Raw genomic sequence first — 24,826 nt, forward strand, 5'->3', positions numbered from 1 at the left:
TGTTTCTCTGGAGGGCAAACGAAGATGCAAACCTCGGGCGATCAGCGCCGCGAGAAGGCGAAGTCATATTCAGTTCGTAGCCCGGATGAGCGAAGCGAGATCCGGGACCACTCTGACACCGCCCCGGATCTCGCTTCGCTCATCCGGGCTACAAGCTGCGCTCGCAATGACGCACCATTGGCTCCACCCATCCTACAAAACAAAAACGGCGGGGAATGACCCCGCCGTCTTCAGATCAGGGATCGCCAGATGAACCTACAGCATTCCCATATCCAGCATGCCCGGCAGTTGCGCGAGCGGCAGCGCCGCGGCGCCGATCAGGGTTGCGACCAGCGCCGTGAGGCGGTGGTTGATGCGGCGCTTGCCGCGCATCTGGCTGGCAAGCCATTCCAGCACCTTGGTATCGATCTTGGCGGCCTGCGTCGGCGCCCAACTCTCGATGTCGGTGTCGGGCGACAGCGCAACCGTGCGCGGCGGCACCGGCAGGCCGGACTCGGACGCCGCATGGTGGGCGACCGCCTTGGCCAGCAGGTCGTCGAAACGGCCGTCGTCGGTACGCTCGGCGGCGGCGTCGCTGATTTCGAACAGCGCCTCGATCTCGGCGCGGCTCACCGGCTGATGCTCCACCGCGCTCACGGTCAGGATGCGCGCGCACCAGGCGGCGTCATCGGCGTCGAGCGCGCGGGAGAAATGGATACGGCCCCGGGTCGTGGGGCCCTCGCCGGTGATCACGCCGTCACGCACGATGGTGAGGGCGTGGGCTGCGGTCCGGCGGCAGGAAGGTTGCGGGACGTCGGACGTCTCAGTGGTGGCAGTCGGGGCAGGCATAGTTGCACTTCTCGATTTCTTTTTCAGGTCCAGCATTTCCATACGGGGCATGAACGAGCGGTTAACGATTCGAAACTGGCACTTCGAGATTTTTAGATGGTTGCCAATTGGTCGCTGTGATGCCGGTCACGGTTCAGGCCAAAGCATCCTCAACGCACCCTCGGGTGCAAAGCGGCCCGGCGTGATGCGGGCGATAAAAGGCAATATCGGGGCCGCGGCGGCAGAAAAGTGGAACAGTGTTGAAAAGATTGCGATCAAACAGAAAGATAGCGTTAGAACCTCTCTTGTCCCCGTCGAATGCGGAGCAAACGGGTTCTTTTCGTCGCAGAGGCGCGGATCAAAAGAAGATGCTAGGAGTTCCGGGCTTGCGGAGAAGGATCTCACCTTTTGCGCTAACCGGTTCACTTAACCGCTTCAGACTCGTATAATCTTAAAGACGAATTTCCCTGTAACTTGAATAAGATGAGGTGAAACCATGGCACTCCAGATTGGCGCAGTCGCCCCCGATTTCGAAGCCCAGACCACCGAAGGAAAGATCAACTTCCACGACTGGATCGGCAATAGCTGGGCGCTTTTGTTCTCGCACCCGAAGGATTTCACGCCGGTTTGCACCACCGAACTCGGCGCTCTCGCGAAGTTGAAGCCGGAATTCGACAAGCGCGGCGTCAAGCTGATGGGCCTGAGCGTCGATCCCGTCGACCGGCATTCAAAATGGTCCGAGGACATCAAGGAGACGCAAGGTGCGGCGCCGAACTATCCGATGATCGGCGACACCGATTACAACGTCTCCAAGCTCTACGACATGCTGCCGGCTTCAACGTCGGGCGATCCGCTCACGCGCACGCCCGCCGACAACCAGACCGTCCGCAACGTCTTCATCATCGGGCCGGACAAGAAGATCAAGCTGGTGCTGGTCTATCCGATGACGACGGGCCGCAATTTCGCGGAAATCCTGCGCGTGATCGACTCCCTGCAGATGACGGCCAAGCATCGCGTCGCGACGCCTGCCGACTGGAAACAGGGTGAGGACGTCATCATCGCGGGCTCCGTGTCCGACGACGAGGCGAAGACGATCTATCCCGCAGGCTGGAAGGCGCCGAAGCCCTACATCCGGATCGTGCCGCAGCCGAAGTGATGGCGTAGCGGTCATCCCGGAATGGTCCGAAGTCGTAGGGTGGGCAAAGCGCAGCGTGCCCACCACTACTTGCGTCACTCTCGATGGTGGGCACGGCGCAAGTGCGCCTTGCCCACCCTACAGAGTCGCCGCAACGATTAGCCTCGCGGCACCAGCCAATTCGCCACGAGCAATCCGGCGGTCGACGAGACCGCCGTCACGAATGCGCCCCAGGCGATGTCGACGATCGCGACCGGCCAGCTCCAGTGCTTGAGCAGCGCCAGCGAGGTCAGGTCGAAGGTCGCATAGCAAAAGAAGCCGAACAACGCGCCATACAGCAGCGTCGATTGCCAGGTAGCGCCCTGCCCGCCGCTGACGAAGATCACGACGCCGGCGACGTAGAGCAGATAGAACAGGATCGCGGGTGCGAGCTTGATCTCGCCCAGCATGTTGCCGACCTGGGAGGTGAAGAAGTCCTTGGCGACGACGCCAAGGAACAGAAAATCAAGGGGCACGATGACGATCAGCGTCACCAGATAGAGCGCGGCGTATCGGTTCACGCAAAGCCCTCCAGCCCGGGAAACGAGGGGCAATCATTCGCGGTATAAGCGAATTACGAACGTGGAGGCTTCCGGTTTCACGGGCAGCAGGCGCTGCCGCCGTGACGCTTCCGTCAGGCGGCGCGGACGCGGTCGAGGAATTTCTCGACCTCGGCCTTCAGATGCAGGCTCTCGCTCGACAGATTCTGTGCGGACGCAAACATTCGGCTCGACGTCTCGCCGGTCTCGTCGGCGCCCTGCGCGGCGTTGCGGATGTTGGCCGCGACATCGGCCGTTCCGCTCGCCGCTGCGCGAACGCTCTGGGCGATGTTCTGGGTCGCGCCGCGCTGCTGCTCGACCGCCGCCGAGATCGAGGTGGCGATATCGCTGATGCGTTCGATGGTCTGGCCGATCGCCTTGATCGCGCTGACCGACTCTTCGGTCGCAAGCTGCATGTTGCCGATCTGGCTGGAGATCTCCTCGGTCGCCTTCGCGGTCTGGCCGGCGAGGCTCTTGACCTCCTGCGCCACCACGGCAAAGCCGCGGCCGGCGTCCCCTGCCCGCGCCGCCTCGATGGTGGCGTTGAGCGCCAGCAAATTGGTCTGCTCGGCAATCGAAGTGATCAGCTTCACCACGTCGCCGATCCGCGCGCCCGCTTCCGACAATTCGTTGATGCGCTGGTCGGTGGCGGCCGCCTGCTTGACGGCGTCGGCCGCGATCCCGTTCGATTCCTGGACCCGGCGGGTGATTTCGGCGATCGAGCTGGAGAGTTCGTCCGAGGCGGTCGCCGCGGTGCGGACATGCTCGGAGGCAGTTTCCGAAGCGCCGGCCGACTTGCCCGACAGGCCGGCCGTGGTCCGCGCGGTCTCGGTGAGTTGCCGCGCGACGCGCTCGAATTCGCTGGAGGAGCTCAGCACCTTGTCGAGGATGCTGCCGACGCTGGTCTGGAACTCGTCGACGAAGCTCCGCAATTCAGTCTTGCGCTGCTCGGTTGCGGCGGCGGCAGCCGCAATCTGCTCGTCGCGCATCCGGCGACGTTCGACCGAGTTGTTCTTGAAGACTGCGAGAGTACGCGCAATCTCGCCGATCTCGTCCATGCGGTCTTCGCAATCGATCTCGACATCGGCGTTGCCGTTGGCGATCGCGGTGAGCGAGGCCGTGACCGACGTCAGCGGCTTGGTCACCCGGCGCACGATCAGCATGGTCAGCAGCATTACGAGCAGTGCTGCGATGCCGGCGGCGATCGCCATGTTCTGGATGGCATGCGACAGCATGGTCTCGTAGTGCGCCATCGGAATGCCGACATAGAGCAGTCCGACCACCTTTCCGGCCGGATTCATGATCGGGTAGTAGGCCGTCATGAACGTCTTGCCGAACAGCGTCGCCGGCCCCTTATAGGCCTCGCCGCGGCGCACCACCGCCTGTCCGGGGTGGTCGGGGGCGAGCTGGGTGCCGACGGCGCGGTCGCCGTTCTCCTTCTTGACGTTGGTGGTGCGGCGGACGAACTGGTTGCTGGCTTCGTCATAAACGAACAGGGTCGCGTTGCCGCCGGTATAGCCGACCGCGCGATCGACGATCGCGTGGTCCTTGAACTCGGGCATCTTGGCAATTTCGGCGCGGGCGACGGCCCCGTCCTTGAGGGTGATCTTGGCGTCGCTGTAGGTCTCGGCAAACGCCAGACCCAGCGTGCGCAGGTTGACTTCGATGTCCCGCAGCGCCCTGTCGCCGAATTCTGATGTCAGCGACCAATGGGCCGCCCCCACCACCAGCGCGGTATTTACCGCAATCAGCAGGATGGCCGAGATGACGGCCTTGGTACCGAGCCGCAGCTTGAGCGCCGGCAGGAACTTTCCAATAGATCGCGTGGTCATAACGAGAAATCCCCCAAAATCGGGCCTAATCTGACCCGTTTTGCTTACGATCGCCTTAATGGGCACAACCCTTGGCAAGTTATTGGGAGATATATGAAATTTATACGTGTGCGAACGCCCCGGACTCTACCTCAAACTGAGCGGCGATTGACCACCAGCACCGCGGCGGCACAGGCGATCATGCCGACAATAGAAACCGCGTCGAGCTTCTCGCCGAACAGCACATACGCCATCAGCGACGTTACCGCCGGGACCAGATAGAACAAGCTCGCCACCGATGTCGCGGCCGAGCGGCGGATCAGCCAGTACAGCAGCCCGATCGATCCGATCGACAGCACCACGGCAAGCCAGGCCAGCGCCAGCATGAACTCGGTGGTCCAGTGCACCACATTGGTCTCGAACAGCCATGCGCCGAGGCCGAAGAAAATCGTCACGGCGATGTATTGCACGAGATTGCCGGAACGCCAGTCGATCTCGCTGCAGTAGCGGCGCTGGTACAGCGTGCCGAGCGTGATGCTGACCAGAGAGATGGCCGAGGCGAGCCATCCCCAGCCCGCCTCCCCGCCCATCGGCCTGTCGTGCAGGATCAGCACGACGCCGGCGAGCCCGAGCAGCAATCCGCTCCATTGCAGCGGCGTGACGCGTTCGCCGAGCCAGCGGCTCGCGAGCGTCGAGGTGAGGATCGGCTGCAAGCCCGGAATCAAGGCCGAGAGCCCCGCCGGAATCGAATGCGCGATCGCGATCGCCGTGCCGCCGAGATAGATTCCATGCACCAGAATGCCGGCGACGGCGCTGTGCGCGACACCGATGCGATCCGGCCAGGGTGGCCGCGCGACCGCCACGATGATCGCCATCAATCCCACAACAAACGCCATACGGATCGCGAGATAGGTCAGCGGCTCCGCATCGCGCAGCACATATTTGGTGCCGATGAAGCCCGTGCTCCACAGCACGACGAAGATCGCCGGCGCAGCGCGCGCGGCCATTTTTTCAAGGTCGCCCGTCATTTGCGCCCCTGTTGCCCGATCATATGCTATGCGGCAAGCACTGATCGCGCCGGATCAACAACGCGTTCGAACTGATGAAGCGCGGCGAGTCGATCCGCGGCGTGGTGACGTTCTAGGCTTCCGAAAGGCTCCCAAGGCCGTGACGCTGGCTTCGCTCGCCGGGTTTGCCGTCGTGGCCGCCACCGGACTGCAGATGCCTCCGGCATGGGCCAACCTCGATCTCGTTGGCCTCGCCATCCCGCTCTGCTTCCTCGCCCTGAAAATGCGATTGCAGCGTGACACGCGGCTGGCCGAACTGCGCCGCATGCGCGTGATCGACGCCGAGCGCACCGCCGAGCTTCGCAAGGCGAACATCCGGCTGTCGGAGCTATCCAACACCGATTCCCTGACCGGCGCATTCAATCGCCGTTACCTCGACCAGTTCGTGCAGCAATCGTCCATTTCGATCGCCCCCGCGCCCTGGCAAGGCGTGCTGATGATCGACGTCGACCATTTCAAGCTGTTCAACGATCATGGTGGACACGCCGAAGGCGATCGCTGCCTGAAGCAGATTGCCGAGGCGCTTCGCCACGCCATGCGCTCCGAGGATGATCTGGTGATCCGCTACGGCGGCGAGGAATTCGCGGTCATCCTGCAAGACGCCGACCTGACCGAGGCGCGGCAGGCGGCAGAACGCCTGCGCAAGGCCGTGCACGATCTGAAAATTCCGCACCCGGGCCTTGGGCCGGGCCGCACGGTTTCGATCAGCATCGGCGCCTGCGCGGTCGCACCGGAAGAAAGCATCAGCGATGCCCTCACCCGCGCCGACAAACTGCTTTATGAGGCAAAACAGGCCGGCCGGGATCGCGTCACCGCTTGAGCGGCGGCAAGCGCGATCAACACGCGATCACCACTCCTCCGGGCAGGGATCGACGATCCTCCAGAGCTCGCGGCCGTTCTTGATCTTCTTCATCTCGGTGGTGAGCCCGCCATTGCGCCGGATCCAGTCCTTCACGGTTTCCGGGTAATAGGACATCAGGTCCGACGTCCCTTCCGCACTGGTGACTTTGATGCCGAAGGTGAAGGCCTTGTCGTAATAGGCCTGGTGGAAACCAACGCTCGCCTTCGGCGTCACGCAAATCTTGTTCATCGGCACGATGCCGAACACCAGCGTGCAGGCCGAATTGCAGATGCCGTCGATGATCACGCGCTCCCTGCGCTCGCGGATGCGCTTGTACTTGGCCTTGTACTCCTCGACATATCCGCCGTGATCGCGCGTGATATGCAGGTCGGCGCGCGCTGGCGTCGCGACCAGAACCGAGAGGGACAGCAAGGCAAGGGGCGTGATGCGCATGGGTCGATCGGGAACCGGATAGCCTTTGTGTGACGCGGGATAAGTCGGCCCGTAGAGTCAGAACCGGACAGCAAAATTCTGGCCGGACTGTGTTGGGAATTCGTTAAGCATCGCTTGAGGCCAAAAATGGGCGCGTCAGGGCGGTTTTCCGCAGCTTTTCTGCCCGTTTCTCCTAGAATGCCAAATCAGATCGGCCAAAATGTCAGGGGACACAGGCTTCGATCGAATCACAGGTTCAGTGTCTATCTTATTGTTTTGACGTGCTTTCTTCACACGAATGGCTATCCGCTCAGCTCGAAATCGCTACCGTCCCAGTGGGACTCCCGGAGAATCGAAATGACCAAAGCGAAGTTTTTCGTTGCCGCCGCCCTCCTCGCCACCGCGACCCTGACCCCAGGTCTGGCCGATGCCCGCCATAATCGGCACCACCTGCACAATTGGGGCCTGCCCTACCCGATCAGCTACCTGCACAATTACGGCCCCGGCCTGCAGCCCGGCACCTTCGCCTATTACGACGGTCCGTCCACCGTCCTCTGCCGCCAGGGCGCGGCCGCCTATATCGGCCAGGACCGCCGGCGGCATCCCTGTTACTGACATTCCGCTGCTGGCCCTGCCGGGCCAAGTCTGATAATCGGCAGGCCGCACGCGCTCGTAGCTCAGCTGGATAGAGCATCGGATTTCGATTCCGAGGGTCGGGAGTTCGAATCTCTCCGAGCGCGCCACTTCGGTACAAAACTGGGCACTCCAAAACCTGCCGTTTTTGCGCTTGAGGCGGCGACAAGCGTGCGCAGGAGCACGCTTTTCGACCCCATGATGCGAACTTCTTTCGTATCCACTTCCACGCGCTGGGCCAAGGCGCGGAGGTGGTCGCGGCGGTAGCCGCCCGACTCGGTCCGCATTCGCCTGCGGGCTTGGGTGGCAAAGGTCTTGAGCGCCTGGGGTGTCATGCTCGGCCCAGCCCGATCAAGCGCGCCCTCGGCCCGCTCTGCGTCAGCGCGGGCCTGATCGCGGACGGACTTCAGCTCGGTCACGCGCTCCTTGAGCATCGGGTCTGATACATCGGCGATCCCGTTTTCGATTGCATCGTACAATCGCTTGAGCTTGGCTTCCGCTTCGGCCGCGCGCTTGCGCAATTCGGCGATATGCGTCGTTCGGCGCTCGGCACGTTCTTTCCGGCGATGGAGGATTGCCGAGAGGACTTCCTCTAGGCGTTTGGGTTGCAAAAGTCGCTGCTCGATGTGGTCGGCAACGAGGCTGTCCAGCTTCTCCATGGGAACGGTCTGCCCCTTGCAGCCAGTCTCACCTTGCCGGGCCTTGGTGCAGCAAGTGTAATACCTGTACCTCCCGCTCTTCCCGGTCCTCAGTGTCATCGCGCCACCGCAGGCAGCGCAAAAGCAGATGCCGGTAAGGAGGGTCGGGCCGCTGACGACGCGCGGCGCGCTCAGTGCGGGGCTGCGCGTCTTGAGCAACGTCTGTACCGCCTCAAATTCGGCCGACCTCGATGATCGGCGGCACCGCCATTTCGACCACCTCGGCCTCCGGTTTGCGTTCGCGGGTCTTCCAATATTTGGTGTTGAAGCGGTGGCGGCCGGTGTACGTCGTACGCGTCAGCACCTTGTGCACGGCGTCAATGCCCCAGCGTCCACCGTCACGCGTTCGGATGCCGGCTTCGTTCAAGTGTTTGGCAATTGACTTGACGCCCATCGCCCCCGATGAACCGTTTCCCTCGCGGGCCAGCCGGAAGATCAGCCGCACGGTTTCGGCCTGGATCGGATCAATCTCCAATGTCTTCTTGGTGCGGTGGCCGCGCTGCTCGGCGGCTTCCACGATGCGGTAACCAATCGGCGGCAGCGCGCCGTTCCAGAAGCCTTGCCGTGCATTCTCCTTCATCGCCCGCAGCGTATGCTTGGCGTTCTCCTTGGACTGATATTCGTCGAACAGCGCCATGATCTGGCGGATCATGTTGCTCATCGTATCGTCGCCGAGCTCTTGCGTGATCGACACCAGACGCACGCCGCTCTTGGCGAGCCGGCGGACGTAGAACTCAAGCTGGAACTGGTCGCGGAAGAAGCGGCTGAAGCTGTGGACCAGGATCACCTCGAACGCCGGCGGCTTGACCGTCGCCGCGTCGATCATGCGCTGGAACTCCGGCCGCCGATCGTCGGTCGCAGACGCGCCCGGCTCGACATAGTCGGAGACAATCTCCCACCCACGCGATGCGCAATAGCCCTTCGCCTGGCGGCGCTGATCCGGGATAGAGAGATCGCTATCGGCTTGCCGTCCCGTCGAGACCCGCAGGTAGAGAGCCGCCCGAACCGTTGCAGCCATGGTGATGTCCCCTCAGTCCTTTCCAAACAACTCGTCGAACAGATCACCGAACCAAGCTTCGAAGACATCGATCTCCGTTTCGGTCACCGGCACGTCCTTCGGCCAATCATCCGTCACCGCCCATGTCATCGAAGCGCGCTTCGCTCGTCGTCGACCACGACGCGCGGGCGCACGCGCATAGTCGTAGAGATCGTCAAGTGGGGCGCGATCCGGCGGACGCCGTAGCTGCGATTTGTGAGGGGGAGCCATGGCGCCACTGTGGCAGGCCTGGCCGATCCACAGAATGGCCGAAGTCCGCGCCAAGTCACGCTGCAGCCCTGCGAACTCGCACTTTCTCTGCAGCATGAGCGCGATCGCGCAGAGCAGGCCATGAACGCATGGAAGCAAAAGAGCCGGGCCAACGGAGCGCCGTCAAGGCCGCGAGCCGGCGGAGCCGGTCGCGCGCAGCGCGAGCCTTGACGGCGCACTGTTGGTCCGGCAGCGGCCTCCCATGCGTTCTTGGCCGGACATCCCGCCGAGCACGCGCAACAAGACGCCATGCTGCGAACGATGGCGCTCGGAACGTTGATTTTGAATGCTTTCTCGGTTCGAGCGGCACCAGGCGACTTCATGCGGTGCCGCTGCAGTGCCATCCAAATCAATGTGCAGACAAACACTTACCACCCCCGACGGCCCCGAGCGACATCGTCGCTTTTATCTTGCCGTCCTAATCGGGCGAGATCTGCGCCCCAGCTCTCGGTCGGGTGATGCCGGGTATTGTCGATAGCGGACGAGAAGGCGGACTCGGCAATATCGACGCGAATGACCCAGACTGTGTAAAAACGTTTTTCCGCCCCCAAAAACTGCACGCAACCGGGGACGATCCGCGTCGACACGACGGTCTGAGCGTATTTTTGCTGTATCGAGTCTGGAGTCAATCCGGGCGCAACCTCGGGCCACGCTGAGCGACCTGAGCGGTTACACGATGCGCATAACAGCACGAGCTCTTCACGCCCGGATTGCCACCAGGAGCGGCTTGATGCCGACGATGTTCACTACGCGCGTGAGGTTGTAGGCGAGTACGTTCAGCGCCATTTCGGTCGCGACATTGGGCAACCGCTTCATTAGAAAGTGTGTCGCACCCATCCGCATCTTCAGTGTGGCGAACGGATGCTCGACGGTTTCGCGGCGCACACGCATGGCTTGCGGGTTCTGATCGAGCCGCGTCTGCGCGGCCTCGACGACGTGTTCGTGTTCCCAGCGTTTGATGCGGCGCTCGTTGGACGTTGTGCACTGATCCTTGAACGGGCATGTGCGGCACGCCTTCGTCAAGTAAATCCGCATTTTCTGGCCATCTTCATCAGCGGTGAAGTGGTGCGCCAGCTTCTCGCCGGCCGGACAGCGATAGACGTCATCCTTGGCCAAATAGACAAAATCAGGTTTCCCAAAGCGGCCTGCCGACTTGGCTCCCGAAGTTTGCGGCTTGGGTAGCGTGACCGCGACCCCGGCCTGTTCGCATGCCAGGATTTCCTCACCTTTAAAGTAGCCCCGATCCGCAACGACGTCCAAGTTATCGCTGCGCAGCACGGCTTTCGCCGCCTGCGCCATCGTCGCCAGTTGCGATCTATCGGTGCCGACGTTGGTGACCTCGTGCGCGACAATCAGATGGTTCGTGGTGTCGACCGCACTTTGTACGTTGTAGGCGACCATGCCTGAGCCGCGCCCGCTCGTTGCCATCGAGCGGCAATCGGGATCGGTCAGCGATATCTGCTTGTCGGGCGAGGCGAGCAATGCCTTTTCAATCGCGGCCAGTCGTTTCACTTCTTCTTCGAGCTTCGCCAGCTTTTCCCTAAGCCGCGTCTTGGTCATCAGCACCGTTTCCGACGGCTCTTCTCCTGCGGCCGTCTGGCGGTCGGCGGTGTCCAGTTGGCTCATGTAGCGCGCCACGCTCTCTTCGATCTGCTTCTGGCGGCGCTGGATCTTGCCTTGCGTGAAGTTGTTGTCGCGACTGTTCACGGCCTTGAACTTGCTGCCGTCGATGGCAACGCTGGCCTTCGTCAGCAGGCCCATCTTGCGGCACAACTCGACGAATTGCGCGCAAACCTTTTTGATCGCTGCGCCATTGTCCTTGCGGAAGTCGGCGATGGTTTTGTGATCCGGCGCGAGCCGTCCGGTCAGCCACATCACCTCAAGATTGCGGCCAGCCTCGCGCTCCAGCCGCCGGCTCGATTGCACCCGGTTGAGATAGCCGTAAATGTAGAGCTTGAGCATCGGCGAAGGATGGTACGCCGGCCGGCCGGTCGCCGCAGGATCAACGCCATCGAACCCGAGGTCGCGCAGTTCCAATGCATCCACGAATACATCGACCGCGCGAATAGAATTGCTCTCGTCGACCCAATCATCGAGGCATTCCGGCAACAGCGTCGTCTGCTGGCGATCCGCCCCTTGAACGAAACCCCGCATCACTTCCCCCGCCGATTCAGCAAGAGAATCATAGCATCGACGGGGTTTTCACACAGCCTGGACCCTTTGCGGACATATCGAAATCAAAAAAGACCGAACAGGCCGAGACGAGAAGCGCTGCGGCTCAACTACGGAAGTGCTTTTGTCATCGTAAAGGGATTGAACCCACGTTCCGCGAGGGCAGCCCACGAAGCTGCGCCAAGATGTGACAATCGGAAATAAAGCCGCGGCTTAGTCGGGTCGGTGTCCAACACGAACCCGGTCGGTAACTCGCGGACACTTGCGGCATAGAACCCACCATCCGGTGACCTCTGGGATTCGATGACAGCGATCAACGAGTTTGCCCTCTTAGTTCTGCCGAGCAATTTCATCAACAGAGCCATTTGGGCCGTCCCTTCGGTCCACACACCATCCCGGTCTTCACCGTAAGAAAAGCCTCCGTCGACACTCATTCGCTGTTCGGCGGTCGTCATTGCCGATGCAAATTTCCCGGCCGCTCCGTGAAGCGCTGTTAAAGGCCAGATCTGAGCATCCAGAGCCAAAACCGGATTGTGCGTGACGCCGTCTTCCGCTGTCCCAGCGGCGAAACAGGCGCATGCCGGATTCCACATCGTATTTACGAAGTACTCAGCAACCGTTGCCTTATCGCGCCAGCCCGAATCGCCTGTACGGATCGCAAGAAGGCCAAACGCGGCGGCGAGGTCAGTATTATGTTCAGTCGATTTCCACGTCCGCACGTCCGGCGTCGGTTCGTGCCCGAACGTACCACCCGTGAAACCGCCAGCACCGCGCGTATCGGCCCATTGCGCGACCCAGGCGCCAAGCCGTGCTGCACCATCGCGGAACCGAGAGCCGGTGTTCACATCATCAATCGACAGCAATGCCAACATGGCCCATGCGATGTTACCAACATCGCTGCCAACCTGATATCGATCCTCCAACCATTTGTTCTGAGCATTGTCCCACCACCCTGGAAGTTTGACGGGGCCGTTCGCCACCACACCCGCGGCGTAAGCATTCCTGAGCCGTCCATCATGCCAGGTGCGGTCGTTGTCGATGGCCCAGAAAATCGCCGAGCCAATCCGATACGCTTTGTCCTGCTCACCGCAACCGACCAACGCGATGGCGGCTACCGCATTGTCATAGAGGTAGGCGGCGCCATGCAGAGGCCCCGATTCGACGGTCGGATAGCTGGGCAGGAACAACGGCTCTGATGGCGGTGCCTTATCGATCAGACCAGCGAGGTATCCGCACGCTGACGTTTTTGGTGCTGTTGAAGCCTGCAGTGGAGCGGAGGCCATCACGATTGCGAAAGTCGCGACGACCCAAGTGTGAAGGCAGAGCCCGCGACATCGGTAGAAGCAATAAGCGATTGGTGCCGGTAGCATTTCGCTGCCTCTCGTGTTTTTCAACCAAGATAGACATCAGGAGATCGGGAAGAAAGCCGGTCAGGATCGAGTAAAAAATGTGCCTTCGTCTTCAATGGCAGCTTATGACCCGGAGCGGTGATCGTATGGGTCAAAACCAGGTCAAAATTGACCGCTTGGTCATTGCCGGCCAGCGCTGGTGATGTTGCTGTGCCGAACAGCTTATCTACAATCATTGGTAGTTGGCCATTACTTTTGAGCGGGCGGGCTCATGATTGGACGTCGTGATTTTCTCGTCGGCGCCGCATTGGGTGGAGCCGCTGCAGCGCTGACCGCTGCGGCAAGTGGTCTATTCATCGAGACCGCAGGTGGCGAGCCGCTCTCTACTGACGACATTCTCACGGCCTTGCGCGAACGCGTCGATACGACCCGGCAAAGTGTTGGCATTGTTGCGGCGACCTTTGATGCGAATACGCAGCGGATCGTGCCTTACGGCAAATCGGACAGCAAGAATAACCGCGCACTCGATGGCGATACCGTTTTCGAAATCGGATCGATCACCAAGGTCTTCACCGCGCTCTTGCTGGCGGAGATGGTAACGCGGGGTGAGGTTGCGCTTGACGACCCTGTTTCGAAATATCTTCCAGATCGCGTTCGCGTCCCGGAGAGTCGGGGCAAACAGATCGCGCTCTGGCATCTGGCCTCTCACACGTCCGGGCTTCCGCGCGAACCGGCGGGTTTCGTTTTCAGGGATGACATCGATCCCTATGCAGCATACACGACCGATCAGCTCTACAGCGCCGTTGCGAACTCGTACCCGCAATATGAACCTGGCTCGATTTCATCGTATTCAAACCTTGGATTTGGCCTGCTTGGCCACGTCCTGGCGTTGCGCGCCAACGCGAGCTACGAAGAGCTGATCATTTCCCGCATCTGCGATCCTCTAAACCTCGCCGACACGCGGGCCAGCTTGACGCCGTCAATGCAGGAACGATTGGCTCAAGGCCATCGTGCCGATCTCAAGCCGGCGATGAATTGGGACCTGCCTCCGGCGATCGCCGGCGCCGGTGCGCTGCGGTCCACGGCCAATGACCTTGTCCGGTTCATGCGAGCGACGTGCCTTCCTGATCCGCAGGGCCCATTGAGCAAAGCCGCCGCGCTCCTGCTGGAGAAGCGACGGCCCCATATCTTCGGCAACAGCTACTATCTCGGCTGGCACGTACGCAAGGCGAATGGTGATGAAATTATCCGACATGGCGGCGCCACGGGCGGCTATTGCGGCCACGTTGGCTTTTCGACGAAACTGAAGTCCGGTGCCGTCGTGTTGTCGAACACCGCCATATACATGATCGATGATCTCGGATTTCACCTCGCCAACCCGGCGTTCAAGGTTGCAGATTATCTTCCGAAAGTGACCGTAGATCAGGGCGTGCTGGCAAGCTACGGGGGCGTCTATGAGCTCACACCAACGTTCAGCATTACGATACGCGCGGCGGATGGGCATCTGTTTGGCCGTGGAACGGGCCAGAGCGAATTTGAACTGTTCGCTGAAAGCGAAAATCGATTCTTTCTTCGGATTGTCGATGCACAGGTCACATTCCTACGCAACAAAGACGAATTGGTCGATCGCCTGGTGTGGCACCAAAACGGGCGAGATCAATACTGCCCGCGGATAAACTAAGCTTGTCGACTGCCCGGTGGGATGTAGTTTGTGCCCCATCGCGCCGTTCCTGGGACTGATCGAAATGGCCGCAGCCGAAGGGTAACCGGACCACCAGCGAGATCGGGCGGACAGCCGCCCATGAGGCGTAGCGCAAGATCGCAGGCCATCGGTGGTCATCCGGCCGGATCGCTTAAGCGGCCGTTGCATCATAGCGCCACGGCGAAGCAATAGTGCCCATCTTCATCGGCCGTGGCGCGCCATTCATAATCAGGCATTCACGCGCTCTTCGGCCGAAACGCGACGATTGATCCGGTTTGCTCTTCTTCGTGCATCACCGCCTCGATGGCCTTCGCAAGCGCGGCCTGGTCAAATGGCTTTGATAGACGCGGCAAGCTGGATCGCGCGTCGCTTGGAAGCTCCGCGTATCCCGTGCTCAGGAGAATGACCGTCCCGGGGCGCTCCGAAGCGACCGCGTTGGCAAGTTGCAGTCCAGTCATACCAGGCATGGCATAGTCGGTAACAACTAGGTCGACGGTACGCGTGCGGCGGAGCAAAGCCAGCGCCTCCTCGCCCGAGCGTGCCTCGACCACTGTGTGCCCAAGATCCTCCAGCATCGCCGCTGTGTTCTCAAGCACCAAGAGGTCATCATCGACGACGAGCACGGAAAGCCGTCGGCTGGCCAGAGGTAGGGGTGCCGGAGCCTTCACACGCGGCTCTGGCACCGCGGTCTCTTCGGCAATAGGCAGCCAGATGTCGGCTGTCGTGCCCTCTCCAGGACGGCTCTTCAATACGAGCCTGCCGCCGGACTGCTCGGCAAGCCCGTGGACCATTGACAGACCGAGCCCCGTGCCTTTGCCGACACCCTTGGTCGTAAAGAACGGCTCTTGAGCGTGTTTGAGGGTCTCATCGTCCATGCCGCAACCCGTGTCGCTCACTGAGAGCGCAATATAGCCGCTCGTCGGAAGGCCGCCATAGTCCTGCTCCTCGCGAGCGGCGATGGTAATCAGGCCACCGTCCGGCATCGCGTCGCGTGCGTTGACCGCCAGGTTGAGGACAGCCAGTTCGAGCTGGTTCGCGTCGACCCTCACCTTCGGCAGGTCGATCGGAAACAGCGTCTCGACACGAATGCCGGCCTCGAATTTTAACAGCGATGCCATGCCACGCACCAATTCGCGGACATCGACAACCGCTGGCCTGAGATCCTGTTTACGCGCGAAAGCGAGCATACGCTGGGTCAATGAGGCGCCGCGCAACGCGGCTTGCATCGCGTTGTCCACCAGGCGTTGGGTCTTCGGATCGCTCGACGGCAAGCGCTTCTTCAAGAGCTCAAGGCTACCGAGAACGGCGGCAAGCAGGTTGTTGAAATCGTGGGCCACGCCGCCGGTGAGCTGGCCGATGGTCTCCATCTTCTGCGACATCATCAGCGCTTCGCGCGCCCGATCCAGTGCTTCCTGCGCCCGTCTCCTTTCGCTGACGTCGCGCACGATGTTAGCAAAGCCGGCGATTGCGCCGCTTTCATTCCGTACCGCGACGATCGTTGCCTCTGCCCAGAAGTGGCTGCCGTCCTGGCGCACACGCCAGCCTTCGATGGCGGACTTCCCCTTCCGCTCAGCTTCAAGGAGAGCGCGTGCGGGCGCCCCAGCCGCGCAATCTTCCTCGGTATGAAAGACCCTGTAGCTCGTCCCTACGATGTCGTCGCCATAGCCCATCAGCACGCGCGCGCCGAGATTCCAGTTGCCCACGCGCCCGTCCGGCTCGAGCATGAAGATCGCGTGGTCGACGATACCTTCCACTAGGAGCCGAAAGCGCTCTTCGCTGCGCCGCAGTACGTTGGCCTCGCGTTGGGCGCGTTCCGCGGATGCCCTGTCATAGACGGCGGCGGCGATCCCGATGCTCAGGATCACAATTGTGATGCCAGCGAGCAGGAACCCGAGCGGCGCCTGACCGACGCCGAGATGTCCTGTCTGCCCTGCCATGGGGATCGTCGGCAGGAACATGGCGCCTTCCATCGCGGCGTAATGCATGCCGGAGATCGCAAGCCCCATCACGAATCCCGCGAACAGCCGCTGGATCGCGCTAGTGTTACGAAAGGCGAGCCAGAGCGCCACGACGGAGGCGCTGATTGCGATCACGATCGAGAGCACAACCCACCGGGGATCGTACGCTATGAAGGCTGCCATTCGCATCGCGGCCATACCGGTATAGTGCATACCGGAGATACCAAGCCCCATCGCGAAGCCCGATGCGAGGAGCGCCTGTGGGCGCCGTCCTACAACGGCAAATGCGGCAGCGGCGACGACAATTGGAATGGCAAGCGAGAGAAGAGTCAGGAATGGATCGTACGAAATCTCGATTCCGGGCAGGCTGAAGGCCAGCATGCCGACAAAATGCATGGACCAGATGCCACCCCCCATGGCAATCGCAGCGGCTACAAGCCAGGCTCTGCGGGCCCTGCCGGAAGCGGCTCGCATCCGGGTTGCCAAGTCTAATGCAGTATAGGAGGCGAGTGCCGCGATCAGAATTGATAGCGCGACCAGAACGGGATCATGAAAAGCCGTGTGGTGATGCATTTTCGACCGACGCTAGCCGAATTCGCATTGGCGGTTACGCAAATTCTCCTCCCCCGGGCGATGCCGAAATCGTCCCCGGCACCAAGATTGTTCCCGCCATACATTGACCGCCTATGATGGCCGCGGCATTCGCGCCCTTCATCACAATTAAAATTAACAAGAATCAGTTGAGCCGCCGGCAGCCTGCGCCGCAAAGATGGCAGCAAGTCGGCCGATTCCCGCAGGAGGTGCACGACAGGCGCCCGCCTGTCACTACCCACTGTTCCTCATTTCATGGCCGCAGGGATCGAACCGGTCCAGTTGCATTTGAGCCGGAGGAGAGACGGACGGACGTCCTGTTGACCCAGTTCGCCAAGCGCGATCCCCGACTTGAATCTCGGCTCGAAAATCGATATTGAATTGAATTCAATTTAACCCTCAATCAAAGATGACCACGACGATCACGACACGAGAAAGATTAATCCGGGCGGCCCAACAGGAGCTCATCCGGAATCATGGCCATCTGGAAATGCAGGCTGTCGCGAAGCGGGCGCAGGTTTCGGTCGGGCTGGCCTATCACCACTTTGGATCGAAGGCCGGCCTGATCGCCGCCGTTGTTGAAGCGTTCTATAGCCGCCTCGATGAAGAGGTTTTCAACGACGCGTGCCGGCCCTCGGAAAGCTGGGCGAACAGAGAACGGCGGCGAATAGCCTCCTACATCGCCTTCCACTACGACCACCCCTTCGCTCCCCTTGTCATCGGAGCCTTGAGCCGCGCGCCTGAAGTCCTGGATGTCGAGAGAGCTTTCACCAACAAACAGCTCGCTGGTGGCGCGCGCATGATCGAGGCGGCACAGCGTGACGGCTTCGTTCCCGATCACGTCGATCCACATCTCACCATTGCGCTGATGATCGGCGGAATTCGCCAGGCGCTGATCGGCGCCCTGATGAGCGAACGACGACCCGATCCGGAGAAACTCACGGATGAGATTTGGGCCTTCATGGCCGGAGCCCTGCGCCTGACGGCTAACGCCGGCATCGAAAAAAGAGGTCGCGACAAAGTCGCCTGACGCTCAGCAACCGCCAGCCTAACGCCGAAGGAGTTTGCCTTGTCCAACCCTCGCGACTTTCACGCGCCGCAATCGTCCTACACAAAAGAGGATCTGCTCAAATCGAGCGAAGGTGGCTATTTCGGCCCGGGCAACGCCCAGCTGCCGGCGCCGCCCATGCTGATGATGGACCGCATCACCGAGATCAGCCTGGATGGCGGCGAATTCCGCAAGGGCCACGTCATCGCTGAGCTGGATATCACACCAAGCCTCTGGTTTTTTGATTGCCACTTTCCCGGCGATCCCGTGATGCCGGGATGTCTGGGTCTGGACGCCATGTGGCAACTCGTCGGCTATTGGCTTGGCTGGTCGGGCTCACCGGGCAAGGGCCGCGCCGTCGGCGTCGGCGAGGTCAAGTTCCGGGGAGACATCAAGCCAGACATCAAGCGCGTGCGCTACGAGGTCTGTATGCGCCAGGTAAGGCGCGGCAAACTGGCTGTTGGAATTGCTGACGGCAGCGTGTTTGCCAACGACGCATGCGTATATATCGCCAAGGATATGAGGGTCGGAATGATAGCGCCTGCGATCTGAGATACGGTAGCCGGCGGCGCGCAGTGCTGCGGCAGCATGGGAGCGCTGCGAACGAACAGCGCCGATCTTGACCGGCCGCAGCCCGCCACGCCCCTCACAGCCGAGCGCCGTCAAGAAACAAGCGGGCATGCCGATCAGGAACAAATCCAGATGATCGCAACCGCAATCGGAACACCCAAACCAAGTGCGCCGAAAATCGCCGGAACGAATTCAGAAAGCAAACTTGCTTCGTGTTTTACGCCAGGTGACGACATGACGTTACTCCTTGGAGCCCCGCGAGCCTCGGCCCGCCCCCAAGATGAACGATCAATTGCGCCTTCGGACTAACGCCCGTGGCGGCTCTCTTTAGAGGGGCAATGCTGGGGCGTTATGGTTAACAAGTGGTTAATCGGCATAAAGAGAAGTTTGCAGACCGCGCCTTGAAGACGCGCCGCTTGGTTGTGAATTGCGCGCCGGCGGTGCACACGTCGTTTCGGCCAAAGTCCGGAAGAGCGCCTCGCCGGCATCGTCGGCCGCTCCCCCGTCCCGCCCCGGCCGCCGTCAAGGAATGGCGCCCACTCGGCGCCACTCCTTTTCAGCGGCGCACGCGCCGATCAGAATGAGCAGCCATACGCCGTGAGCGAGGCCTTCGTCGCATCCAGGGTCTGCTTGCAGGTCGATTCCATGGTCGCCTTTGCCGACGGATTCTTGGCCATGTCGACCCACGCCTTGCGCGTCTGGTCGATCTGCGTCTTGTACATCGCGCGCTGCGCCTCGGGGACCTTGGAGACGACGCAGGCGTCGTATTTGGTCAGGAAGTCGTCACAGGCGGCAATACCCGTGCTCTGCGCGTGAGCCGTGGTGACGCCCGCGAGCAAGGCGATGCCCGCCGCGAGTGACAGCACCGGTCGGCGGTCCGCGCTCGAACCTGCCACGGCCTTTGATGTTGCTTGACGCATGATTCTCATTCCCTTGTACCAACTGAATAATTTGGATCGCCGGCAAGCACCCGGCGCCGCCCGTATCTCCCCGATCTATCCGCAAAGCGTCGCGCGCCGACAACCGGTCGGCGTTGCGCACGTTGAGCAGTTCAAGCGTTGAGCAGTTCGAGGCGAGACCGGGCACCTTCGTGCCGGCCACGAATAAGTGTTCCGTCAATTTGGCGACATTAAGGGTGACAGCGTGGTGACATTGCGACGGCCCGCGCGATCAATGACAGGTTGTCGCCATCATGTTGCGGCGCTAGCCCGTTGCACTGTGCGGCAACGGCGCTGCGACATCAGGCGTTGATCGAACCTCACCCGGCCGCGGCGGCCAGTCGCGGATGATCCGATATACGATAGTTGGCGATGAAGCTTTCGACCTCACGCAGCGGCATCGGCTTCGCAAAGAAATATCCCTGCATCGTCGAGCAACCGAGTCGGCCGATGATCTCGACCTGCTCTGCCGTTTCGACGCCTTCGACCACGCAGTCGAATTTCAGATTGCGGCACAGGTCGATCACCGTCTTGACGATGTTGCGGGCGTTCTCCTGCGTCGCGATATTGCGAATGAAGCCCCGGTCGATCTTGATCTTGTCCAGCGACAATTGATGGACATAGCTCAGGCTGGACTGCCCCGATCCGAAGTCGTCCAGCGCCACCTTCAATCCCATCGATCGCAAAATCCTGAGCGAATCCTGCACCTGCTCGTAATCCTGCATCAACGCCGTCTCGGTGACCTCGATGATAATGCGGCGAGGATCGATGCCGCTGCTTTCGATGAGGGCCACGGTCTGCAGGATGGTGACTTGCGAGATCAGGTCGCGCATCGACAGATTGAAGGACAGGAAGATATCCTCCGGCCAGGAGTGGGCTGCGGCCAGCGCCTTGCGCAACAGGACCTGCGTGATCGTCCCTATCAGTTCGGTGCGCTCCGCGACCGAGATGAAGACGTCGGGAGCGACATCGCCGAGCTCGGGATTATGCCATCGCGCGAGCGCTTCGAATCCGACCAGCCGCGCCGTCCCGACATTGACGATCGGCTGGTAATGCAACGACAGTTCTGCGTCGAGATCGATCCGCCGCAACGTGTGTTCAATGATGCTGAGCTTGCGGATTTCGACTTCGTGCTCCCTGGAGAAGATCACCGGCTGGCCGCGGTATCTCGCCTTGGCGTGGTAGAGCGCGTAGTCGGCGCGCTCGTAGAGCAGTTCCGCCGTCATGCCGGCATCCGGAGCAAGTGCAAATCCCACCGAGCCGCCGATCTTGGCGACGATCCCGGCGACGGAAAACGGCGCGTCGAAGACTGAGCAGACTTTTGAGCCGACCGCAAGAACAGCCTCGGGGTCGAGGTCCGCATCGACGATGATGCCAAACTCGTCGCCGCCGAGACGCGCGATGAATTGCGTGTCATCGGAAAGCTCCAGCAGGCGCTGGCCGGTTTCCTTCAACACCCGATCGCCGACCCCGTGCCCGTAGAGATCGTTGACCGCCTTGAAGCCGTCGAGATCGAGCACGCCGACGACGAACCGGTGGTTTTCCGTTTTCGCTCGTTCTGCGAGGACCGACAGCCGGTGGAAGAACTGGCGCCGGTTGGGCAGATCGGTCAGGCTGTCGACATTGGCGAGACGGAAGTTCTCGTTGCTGAGACGCTTGGTCTCGACTTGACCATTGACCATGGCGGCGAACTGCCCGGAACAGATGATCAGGATGTAGATCATCGCGACCGTGACCAGGAAAAGATTCAATCCGATGGCGATATGAACCACGTCACCGCTCGCCAGCAGAAACACCACGAACGGTGCGATCACCGTGCCGGTCAGGATCAGCGCCGCCGGGCGCACATGCATCAGGCAGAAGATGCAGCTGACGACCGTGATACCTACGAAGAACAGGATATGGCCGTGGCGGGAGGTGTCGCCATACGGAAACAGGCTAAGCGCCCACGCCAGGAACGCAAAGCCCAGTGCGCCGCCCAGCAACACCGTCGCCCGCAGGGTGCGGGCGGCGGCCTTCGGCTCGACCACGCCGTCACGGCGCCGCAGCCAGATCAGGCAACGGATCGCGCAGGCCCCCACCAGAAAGCCTGGAAACGCAACGGTCAGGCTTAGCGGCGCCATGCCAAGATGGGTAAACGCCAACGCGATCGAATTCACGCTCAGGATAAAATAGAGCAACCGGACCGGCCGCGAAAACGCCGCGAGCTGCGCGCCCATCAATTCGTGATTCTCGGCATCGATCCGAAATAACTTCGCGATATTGTTCACGAGGCAACCACAAGGGATCCAATCGCCTTGATCGTGCCGCCAAACCCTTAAAATCGATGCTCGGCCGGTTCCATGGCGCTGCGCGGCTGGTTAACGGCTCGCTAACGCCGCCGAAAACAGCTGCTCAAGGCCCGCTTTACGCGGCTGAGGTATCGATCGAGCGGCGTATCACCCGCCGCACCTCCGCATTGGACAGGAACAGATCGTGGTTGATGACGCCCCAGCCGGAGTCGGACGCATCGATGACGCGCACCCCGAGTTGCTCGATGGCGGCCTTCTCGGCGGCGCCGACCCGTGTCATTCCGCCGGCCAACCGTCCCGACAGCGCCAGCGCGCGATCGTTCGTTGCGGCAACGACGGTGATCTTGCGGCCGAGCGGACCGATGCGGGTGACGGCCGACGAGAATACGTCCATGTCGATATCAGGCGAGGCGAACACCACGGCCCCGATCTTGTCCGTAACGCTGTCGCCGTTTCGCGCATAGAGCTGGCGCAGGCTTTCGAGCGTCAGCATGGTGCCCATGCTGTGTGCGACGATGTGAACACGGCCGACGCCCGGAGTCGTGACGGCGGCCTGGAGCACGCGCTCGAAGCCATCGCGCGACCACATCGCGCTGTCGCGGTCATAGGCGTAGTCGAACAGTCCAGCCTTGGACGGCCAGGAGAACACCATCGTCTGGCCGCGGAATTTGATGCCGTCGGCGAGGTGTGCTGCGTCGAGCGCGGCCGTCTCGAATGTCTGTTTGAAACCGTGCACGTAGATCAGGACGTCGCCCCCGCCGCCCTGCGCGAGAAGATCGCTGACCTCTGCCGACACCGGTTCGACCCCATCGAGACGCCAATCGCCAATACCGGCGGCGGCGAGCGAGAAACGGCTCTCGTCAGGCGCCACCAGCTTTGCTCGTGCCACGGTCATCCTGGTCGCGCGCTCCGGCCCGAACCAGGGTTTCGTTCGCCCGCCGTTGACCGCCTTGCGCGTGGTTGTGACGAGCAATGTGGGTTCCGCGGTAAGCGACGAAGCGTCGTAGCGCGCGCCGGTCGCGCCAAGACTGGCGCATCCACCGAGCGCGAGCACGCTGGCGGAAGACGCGATCCCGCGCAGGAATGCGCGGCGGGAAGTCTCGTTTTGCAACAAATCTCGGACGATCACACAGGACCTTTGGGAAGACGGCCTTCGCAGACCCGCGACCGCAGGTCTCCCGAACTAGGATGGCGAGAAAAGGGCGGACGATGGCAATCATTTGTTCCAGTTCCGTCGCGATTCCGTGATCCGCGGGCGGCGCAACGAAACCATTTCGATCCGCCGCGAAGTCCTCTGGAAACAAAGGCCCCCTACGGTGTTGTCCCATCAAACACGGGGTTAGATCATGTTTGTATCGGTCCTGAACCTCATTTATCGCGGATTCCTCAAGCGTGCCCTTTCCGGCATGGCAACACAGGGAGGAAGGCTATGACCGAAGTCGTGACAGCGTTCCTCATCTTCGTCAGCATCGGCATATTCCTCGCCCACGCGTTCGATGCCTATCGCCTGCGCTAGATCTGCTCCACGCGGCACGATGGCGCCGCGCGACCAGCCGGCGTTTTGATTCACGCCTGGCGGCACTTTCCTACCGGCCGCCATCCTTTCCGGCGATGAACACGTCGCGATCGGGGAATTTTCCAAACACTTCCGCCGGCTGACCGAAATTCGTGGCGAGCACGTCCTTGGGATTTGCCGCGATCCATTGCGACAGATCGATGGTCTCGTAGATGCCCGCATTGAACCCGATCAGCATGCGCGCGGGTGCGCTGCCGACATTCTCGATCGAGTGGCCATAGCCCTGCGGGATGTAGCCAACGTCGCCCTTCTGCAATCGCTCGGTCCGGTAGCGGCCGTGCGAGCCGAACAGGGTGACGCTCACTTCGCCCTCGACGACATACTGCCACTCGTCGGCGTTCGGATGCCAGTGCAGCGTCCGCAGCGCACCGGGATCGAGATCGAGGACGACGCCCGTGATCGTCTTCGCAATCGGGAAGCTCAAGGAATCGACGCGCCACTCGCGGCCGCCCTGATAGGTCGCATGCGGCGTCTGCGCCAGCAGGCGGTACTTGTGGGTCTCCGGCGGCAGCTTCCAGCCCTGCAGCGGCACCGAAGGCTCGGCAGGCGGCGGTTTGCCGCGTGCAAAATACACTTCCTCCTTCGGAAACGTCGCGAACGCTGCTTCGGGCAGGCCGAAATTCTTCGCCAGCAGCGCCGGCGGCGTATGTCCGACCCAGTCGGTGATGCTGAAGGTGCCGAATTCGGAGAAGTAGCCGTTGTCGAAGATCAGGATGAAATGACAGGGCTTGTCGCCGAGGCATTGCAGCATGTGGCCGTGGCCGCGCGGGAAGTACCAGACGTCGCCGGGGTCGAAATTGTTGGTCTCGGCGAGGCCGCCTGGGTCGACGACAGTGGTGCGGACGCGGCCCTCAAGAACGAACGCCCATTCCGCCGCGGTGGCGTGCCAGTGCAGTTCGCGCATCGCGCCGGGCTCGAGTCGCATCGAGACGCCGGCGATCCCCTTGGAGATAGGCAGTTGCGCGACGGTCGCCTCCTTGCCGTAACTGTTGCCGATGACCTTGCCGTCCGACTTCTCCAGCGCGAATTTGAAGGTCGGCAGATCCTTGCCCGCGAGCGTTGGGTCCGGAACATTGTTCATGAAGCTCGGATCGCCGCCGGCGGCCGGCTGGGCCCCGCCCAGCGCTGCCAGCGAGGCAATGCCCGCGGCGGCCAGAAACTCCCGGCGTTGCGGATCGGACATGATGCTCTCCTTTCGGCCCAGCGAATGCTCCGACGACGACACCCCACGCGACCGCCGAACAAGCGCTCTCCAGACCACAAGGTTGGCACTGGGCGTGCCGACCGCAAGTCGCCACGCCGCAGGGCAACCAAAGGTCAAAA

21 protein-coding genes, 1 tRNA gene and 1 pseudogene are annotated in these 24,826 nt (G+C 61.6%); 7 read left to right on the forward strand and 16 right to left on the reverse strand.

The window, feature by feature from the left end:
- Positions 1-255 precede the first annotated feature (255 nt).
- Positions 256-828, reverse strand: a complete 573-nt coding sequence (locus tag IVB05_RS28095; protein ID WP_247779192.1) for a hypothetical protein — start codon at positions 826-828, stop codon at positions 256-258.
- A 475-nt stretch (positions 829-1,303) separates the two neighbouring features.
- On the opposite strand from IVB05_RS28095, the gene IVB05_RS28100 reads away from it, so the two are divergent.
- Positions 1,304-1,963: a peroxiredoxin gene (locus tag IVB05_RS28100; RefSeq protein WP_247779193.1), complete on the forward strand. Its 660-nt coding sequence runs from the start codon at positions 1,304-1,306 to the stop codon at positions 1,961-1,963.
- Positions 1,964-2,100: 137 nt separating this feature from the next.
- Here IVB05_RS28100 and IVB05_RS28105 read toward each other — a convergent pair whose 3' ends face one another.
- The 3 genes from IVB05_RS28105 to IVB05_RS28115 form a co-directional block, all read right to left on the reverse strand.
- The gene (locus tag IVB05_RS28105) at positions 2,101-2,502 is read right to left on the reverse strand and encodes a DUF2177 family protein (RefSeq protein ID WP_247779194.1); all 402 of its coding nucleotides are present in this window, start codon (positions 2,500-2,502) and stop codon (positions 2,101-2,103) included.
- A gap of 113 nt (positions 2,503-2,615) precedes the next feature.
- The gene (locus IVB05_RS28110) at positions 2,616-4,352 is read right to left on the reverse strand and encodes a Cache 3/Cache 2 fusion domain-containing protein (RefSeq protein ID WP_247779195.1); all 1,737 of its coding nucleotides are present in this window, start codon (positions 4,350-4,352) and stop codon (positions 2,616-2,618) included.
- 131 nt (positions 4,353-4,483) lie between these two features.
- On the reverse strand, positions 4,484-5,359 hold the full coding sequence (locus tag IVB05_RS28115) for a DMT family transporter (protein ID WP_247779196.1): 876 nt from the start codon (positions 5,357-5,359) through the stop codon (positions 4,484-4,486).
- Between the two features lie 139 nt (positions 5,360-5,498).
- Between IVB05_RS28115 and IVB05_RS28120 the strand changes: the two genes are divergently transcribed.
- Positions 5,499-6,218 carry a diguanylate cyclase gene (locus IVB05_RS28120; protein ID WP_247779197.1) on the forward strand — a complete coding sequence of 240 codons (720 nt, stop codon included), beginning with the start codon at positions 5,499-5,501 and terminating at the stop codon, positions 6,216-6,218.
- 27 nt (positions 6,219-6,245) lie between these two features.
- Here the strand turns inward: IVB05_RS28120 and IVB05_RS28125 are convergent, their stop codons facing one another.
- Complete coding sequence (locus IVB05_RS28125) at positions 6,246-6,692, reverse strand: hypothetical protein (RefSeq protein ID WP_247779198.1); 447 nt, start codon at positions 6,690-6,692, stop codon at positions 6,246-6,248.
- Positions 6,693-7,028: 336 nt separating this feature from the next.
- Between IVB05_RS28125 and IVB05_RS28130 the strand changes: the two genes are divergently transcribed.
- Together IVB05_RS28130 and IVB05_RS28135 are read left to right on the forward strand one after the other, a co-directional pair.
- Positions 7,029-7,286 (forward strand): hypothetical protein, encoded by a 258-nt coding sequence (locus IVB05_RS28130; protein ID WP_247779199.1) that lies wholly within the window; start codon positions 7,029-7,031, stop codon positions 7,284-7,286.
- 51 nt (positions 7,287-7,337) lie between these two features.
- Positions 7,338-7,414, forward strand: a tRNA-Arg gene (locus IVB05_RS28135).
- Between the two features lie 573 nt (positions 7,415-7,987).
- Here the strand turns inward: IVB05_RS28135 and IVB05_RS43800 are convergent.
- The 6 genes and pseudogenes from IVB05_RS43800 to IVB05_RS28160 form a co-directional block, all read right to left on the reverse strand.
- Positions 7,988-8,062: pseudogene (locus tag IVB05_RS43800) on the reverse strand (hypothetical protein); the annotation flags it as partial.
- A gap of 112 nt (positions 8,063-8,174) precedes the next feature.
- Entirely contained in the window at positions 8,175-9,020 is an 846-nt protein-coding gene (locus IVB05_RS43805; RefSeq protein ID WP_346771788.1) for a recombinase family protein, read from the reverse strand.
- 12 nt (positions 9,021-9,032) lie between these two features.
- Complete coding sequence (locus IVB05_RS28145) at positions 9,033-9,365, reverse strand: hypothetical protein (RefSeq protein ID WP_247779200.1); 333 nt, start codon at positions 9,363-9,365, stop codon at positions 9,033-9,035.
- Between the two features lie 642 nt (positions 9,366-10,007).
- The gene (locus IVB05_RS28150) at positions 10,008-11,462 is read right to left on the reverse strand and encodes an IS1182 family transposase (RefSeq protein WP_247779201.1); all 1,455 of its coding nucleotides are present in this window, start codon (positions 11,460-11,462) and stop codon (positions 10,008-10,010) included.
- Between the two features lie 128 nt (positions 11,463-11,590).
- Positions 11,591-12,667: a hypothetical protein gene (locus tag IVB05_RS28155; protein WP_247779202.1), complete on the reverse strand. Its 1,077-nt coding sequence runs from the start codon at positions 12,665-12,667 to the stop codon at positions 11,591-11,593.
- Positions 12,668-12,870: 203 nt separating this feature from the next.
- Positions 12,871-13,065 carry a hypothetical protein gene (locus IVB05_RS28160; RefSeq protein ID WP_247779203.1) on the reverse strand — a complete coding sequence of 65 codons (195 nt, stop codon included), beginning with the start codon at positions 13,063-13,065 and terminating at the stop codon, positions 12,871-12,873.
- A gap of 35 nt (positions 13,066-13,100) precedes the next feature.
- Between IVB05_RS28160 and IVB05_RS28165 the strand changes: the two genes are divergently transcribed.
- Positions 13,101-14,510: a serine hydrolase gene (locus tag IVB05_RS28165; protein WP_247779204.1), complete on the forward strand. Its 1,410-nt coding sequence runs from the start codon at positions 13,101-13,103 to the stop codon at positions 14,508-14,510.
- Positions 14,511-14,767: 257 nt separating this feature from the next.
- On the opposite strand, the gene IVB05_RS28170 is transcribed toward IVB05_RS28165, so the two are convergent.
- Complete coding sequence (locus tag IVB05_RS28170) at positions 14,768-17,062, reverse strand: MHYT domain-containing protein (protein WP_247779205.1); 2,295 nt, start codon at positions 17,060-17,062, stop codon at positions 14,768-14,770.
- A gap of 427 nt (positions 17,063-17,489) precedes the next feature.
- Here IVB05_RS28170 and IVB05_RS28175 point away from each other — a divergent pair, with 427 nt between their 5' ends.
- Positions 17,490-18,110 (forward strand): TetR/AcrR family transcriptional regulator, encoded by a 621-nt coding sequence (locus tag IVB05_RS28175; protein ID WP_247779206.1) that lies wholly within the window; start codon positions 17,490-17,492, stop codon positions 18,108-18,110.
- 39 nt (positions 18,111-18,149) lie between these two features.
- A complete protein-coding gene (fabA, locus tag IVB05_RS28180; protein WP_247779207.1) occupies positions 18,150-18,680 on the forward strand; it encodes a bifunctional 3-hydroxydecanoyl-ACP dehydratase/trans-2-decenoyl-ACP isomerase in 531 nt (176 codons plus the stop codon).
- A gap of 593 nt (positions 18,681-19,273) precedes the next feature.
- Here fabA and IVB05_RS28185 read toward each other — a convergent pair.
- The 4 genes from IVB05_RS28185 to IVB05_RS28200 form a co-directional block, all read right to left on the reverse strand.
- Positions 19,274-19,618 carry a hypothetical protein gene (locus tag IVB05_RS28185; protein ID WP_247779208.1) on the reverse strand — a complete coding sequence of 115 codons (345 nt, stop codon included), beginning with the start codon at positions 19,616-19,618 and terminating at the stop codon, positions 19,274-19,276.
- Positions 19,619-19,956: 338 nt separating this feature from the next.
- Positions 19,957-21,906 carry an EAL domain-containing protein gene (locus tag IVB05_RS28190; protein WP_247779209.1) on the reverse strand — a complete coding sequence of 650 codons (1,950 nt, stop codon included), beginning with the start codon at positions 21,904-21,906 and terminating at the stop codon, positions 19,957-19,959.
- Between the two features lie 136 nt (positions 21,907-22,042).
- Entirely contained in the window at positions 22,043-23,041 is a 999-nt protein-coding gene (locus IVB05_RS28195) for an alpha/beta hydrolase (protein WP_247787027.1), read from the reverse strand.
- 472 nt (positions 23,042-23,513) lie between these two features.
- Complete coding sequence (locus IVB05_RS28200) at positions 23,514-24,686, reverse strand: cupin domain-containing protein (protein ID WP_247779210.1); 1,173 nt, start codon at positions 24,684-24,686, stop codon at positions 23,514-23,516.
- Between the last annotated feature and the right edge of the window lie 140 nt (positions 24,687-24,826).

It is taken from the genome of Bradyrhizobium sp. 170, from assembly GCF_023101085.1.
Taxonomy (GTDB): Bacteria; Pseudomonadota; Alphaproteobacteria; order Rhizobiales; family Xanthobacteraceae; genus Bradyrhizobium.

Excerpts from the sequence above, each read along its gene's own strand:
- IVB05_RS28175 (WP_247779206.1), top strand. The coding sequence starts at position 17,490 with ATGACCACGACGATCACGACACGAGAAAGATTAATCCGGGCGGCCCAA.
- IVB05_RS28170 (WP_247779205.1), bottom strand. The coding sequence starts at position 17,062 with ATGCATCACCACACGGCTTTTCATGATCCCGTTCTGGTCGCGCTATCA.
- IVB05_RS28100 (WP_247779193.1), top strand. The coding sequence starts at position 1,304 with ATGGCACTCCAGATTGGCGCAGTCGCCCCCGATTTCGAAGCCCAGACC.
- IVB05_RS28145 (WP_247779200.1), bottom strand. The coding sequence starts at position 9,365 with ATGCTGCAGAGAAAGTGCGAGTTCGCAGGGCTGCAGCGTGACTTGGCG.
- IVB05_RS28165 (WP_247779204.1), top strand. The coding sequence starts at position 13,101 with ATGATTGGACGTCGTGATTTTCTCGTCGGCGCCGCATTGGGTGGAGCC.
- IVB05_RS28130 (WP_247779199.1), top strand. The coding sequence starts at position 7,029 with ATGACCAAAGCGAAGTTTTTCGTTGCCGCCGCCCTCCTCGCCACCGCG.
- IVB05_RS28200 (WP_247779210.1), bottom strand. The coding sequence starts at position 24,686 with ATGTCCGATCCGCAACGCCGGGAGTTTCTGGCCGCCGCGGGCATTGCC.
- IVB05_RS43805 (WP_346771788.1), bottom strand. The coding sequence starts at position 9,020 with ATGGCTGCAACGGTTCGGGCGGCTCTCTACCTGCGGGTCTCGACGGGA.
- IVB05_RS28115 (WP_247779196.1), bottom strand. The coding sequence starts at position 5,359 with ATGACGGGCGACCTTGAAAAAATGGCCGCGCGCGCTGCGCCGGCGATC.
- IVB05_RS28160 (WP_247779203.1), bottom strand. The coding sequence starts at position 13,065 with ATGATTGTAGATAAGCTGTTCGGCACAGCAACATCACCAGCGCTGGCC.
- IVB05_RS28095 (WP_247779192.1), bottom strand. The coding sequence starts at position 828 with ATGCCTGCCCCGACTGCCACCACTGAGACGTCCGACGTCCCGCAACCT.
- IVB05_RS28185 (WP_247779208.1), bottom strand. The coding sequence starts at position 19,618 with ATGCGTCAAGCAACATCAAAGGCCGTGGCAGGTTCGAGCGCGGACCGC.
- IVB05_RS28150 (WP_247779201.1), bottom strand. The coding sequence starts at position 11,462 with ATGCGGGGTTTCGTTCAAGGGGCGGATCGCCAGCAGACGACGCTGTTG.
- IVB05_RS28110 (WP_247779195.1), bottom strand. The coding sequence starts at position 4,352 with ATGACCACGCGATCTATTGGAAAGTTCCTGCCGGCGCTCAAGCTGCGG.
- IVB05_RS28125 (WP_247779198.1), bottom strand. The coding sequence starts at position 6,692 with ATGCGCATCACGCCCCTTGCCTTGCTGTCCCTCTCGGTTCTGGTCGCG.